The following is a 2,233-nucleotide window of genomic DNA, read 5'->3' as shown; positions in this document are numbered from 1 at the left end:
CGGCGAACTGCTGCCGGTCCGTAGCCCTTTCTGCGTTTGCCTCGATCAGAAATTGAAATGGCGCAGAGCCGGCGACGTCTCTGTCTCAAGCCACTTGCTCATTTTCGCCACCAGGCTTGCCGATGCGATCCAGGGGTCTCGCGACTTCCGCCTCGCCAAAAGGGTGGGCTGCATCGACAGCACATAGTAACGGGCTATGGCCCGGGCGCTGACGACCACATTGGTGCGAACTCATCACCTGAGCAACATTGATGTTGGTCGCAGGTTCACATACCATCAGAAGCGGATGCTTCGGCAGCTTTGCGCCAAGACGGTCATCGAGAGCGGCACCCGTTACCACGGACGGACGAAAACCACGCTGGGCCGCCACCAAGGGGACGGCATCGAGCCCATTCATCCGATCCACCTCCAGGCCATCCGCAAGCTACGAACCTTTCGGCAGCGGCCACCCCCGCAAGATAAACCCTATTTGGAGTCGGCCTGCTCGGACTTTGCATAAGCATACACAGCGGTGGTTCGGTTTAGAGTATCACGGTTTTTCGCCTCAACTGCTCGATCTCCGCCTCTTGCAGACCTAGCATACCGGAGAGCACCTCATGATTGTCTTCCCCTAAGAGCGAGGGAGGCGACGCTGGAGCTGGGCCATCGCCATCGAACCGGATCGGGCCGCGCACAACCCGAAGATCACCAATGACGGGATGCTTCACCGTCTCGATCAGGCCCCGGCTTGCAACATGTTCCTGATCAAGTGCCTCACCGATTGAGAGTATAGGTGCATTGGGGACGTCGAAAGCGGTCAGTCTCTCTAGCCAGTAAGCCGTGTCATGATCAGCCATTCTCCCGATGATGATCGGTTCAAGCTCATCTCTGTTAAGGAGGCGAGCTTCGTAGAAAGCAAACCTTGGGTCCTCGATGAGATCCGGTCGCTCAAGGCAACGTGCGAAGTTATGCCAAAACCTTTCCGTGAGGCAGGCTACAATGACGTGTCCATCCAACGTCGGGAACGCCCCATATGGCACGAGATTTGGATGTTGCGTGCCAACTGGCTGCGGGCTCTGGCCTGTCACAAAATAGATCTGTGATAGGTAACCCTGCATGGCGATGAGACTGTCGAGCATCGCAATCTCGACGTGGCGCCCTCGGCCCGTGCTGTTTCGTTCGTGTAGTGCGGCAAGAACTCCAAAAAGCGAGAAGATACTTCCGGCCATGTCTCCCAAGGGGATACCTAGCTTGTTTGGAGCCTGACCAGGCTCGCAGTTGACGCTCATGATCCCGGATAATGCTTGAGCTACAATATCGAAGGCGGGCTTATCCTCATATGGACTGTTCTTGCCGAAGCCAGTGATCGAACAGTAGATCAGTGCAGGGTTAACCGCCTTCAGTGTTTCGTACCCCAAGCCAAGTCTATCCATCACGCCTGGTCTAAAGTTCTCCAGGACGATGTCACACTGTGCCGCCAACGCCTGCGCTATCTTGACGCCCTCCGGAGTCTTGAGATCAAGAGTGATGCTTTTCTTGCTACGATTGAGCGCGATGTAATAGTGACTTAATCCGCCCACGAAAGGCGGGAAATGAACCGCCCCGGGTTTGCCGGAGACCCCAACTCGTGAGAAGTAGGGTCTATGACAAGCAAAACGACGAACAAATTTTCTCCTGAAGTCCGCGCCCGCGCCGTTCGGATGGTGACGGAACATGAAGCCGAATACTCATCGCGCTGGGCGGCGGTATCATCGATAGCGACCAAGATCGGCTGCTCGGCGCATACCCTCCATGAATGGGTGAAGAAGGCCGAGGTCAACAGCGGCAAGCGTGCAGGTCTGCCAAGCGACGTGGCTGAGAAGATGAAGGCTCTGGAACGGGAGAACCGGGAGCTTCGTCAGGCGAATGAGATTCTACGCAAAGCCTCGGCGTATTTTGCCCAGGCGGAGCTCGACCGCCCACTGAAGCGATGATTTCCTTCATCGACGAACACCGCTCGGTGCTCGGGGTCGAGCCGATCTGCAGGCTGCTGCCGATTGCCCCGTCCACCTATTATGAGGTCGTCGCCAAGCGCACGGACGTGGGTCGCCTATCGGCCCGCGAACGGAATGATATTGCCATGAAAGTCGAGATACGCCGGGTGTTCAACGAGAACTTCCAGGTCTATGGCGTGCGGAAAGTGTGGCGACAGTTGCAGCGAGAAGGCTTCGATGTCGCTCGCTGCACCGTCGCAAGGCTGATGAGAATGATGAGG

Annotated in this window: 2 protein-coding genes, 1 pseudogene and 1 other annotated feature; of the genes and pseudogenes, 2 read left to right on the top strand and 1 reads right to left on the bottom strand. The window is 56.8% G+C overall.

Annotated elements, in window-relative coordinates; all coding sequences use genetic code 11:
- On the top strand, positions 1-187 hold a 187-nt coding region (locus FN060_RS15805; protein WP_211181474.1), incomplete at its 5' end, for a hypothetical protein.
- 334 nt (positions 188-521) lie between these two features.
- Here FN060_RS15805 and FN060_RS15800 read toward each other — a convergent pair.
- Positions 522-1,694, bottom strand: coding sequence for a CaiB/BaiF CoA transferase family protein (locus FN060_RS15800; protein ID WP_142588940.1), 1,173 nt, complete (start codon positions 1,692-1,694; stop codon positions 522-524).
- Here FN060_RS15800 and FN060_RS15795 point away from each other — a divergent pair.
- Positions 1,623-2,233 (top strand): annotated as a pseudogene (locus FN060_RS15795) (IS3 family transposase); the annotation flags it as partial. The gene FN060_RS15800 and the pseudogene FN060_RS15795 sit on opposite strands and share 72 nt — an antisense overlap.
- Positions 1,907-2,023, top strand: a sequence feature (AL1L pseudoknot). It overlaps the preceding pseudogene by 117 nt.

It is taken from the genome of Pseudorhizobium halotolerans (assembly GCF_902153235.2).
Taxonomy (GTDB): Bacteria; Pseudomonadota; Alphaproteobacteria; order Rhizobiales; family Rhizobiaceae; genus Neorhizobium; species Neorhizobium flavum.
This window is presented reverse-complemented; position numbering and strand designations above follow the sequence as displayed.

What these genes read in the sequence shown, in the direction of transcription:
- FN060_RS15800 (WP_142588940.1), bottom strand. Translation starts at nt 1,694, where the DNA reads ATGTTCCGTCACCATCCGAACGGCGCGGGCGCGGACTTCAGGAGAAAA.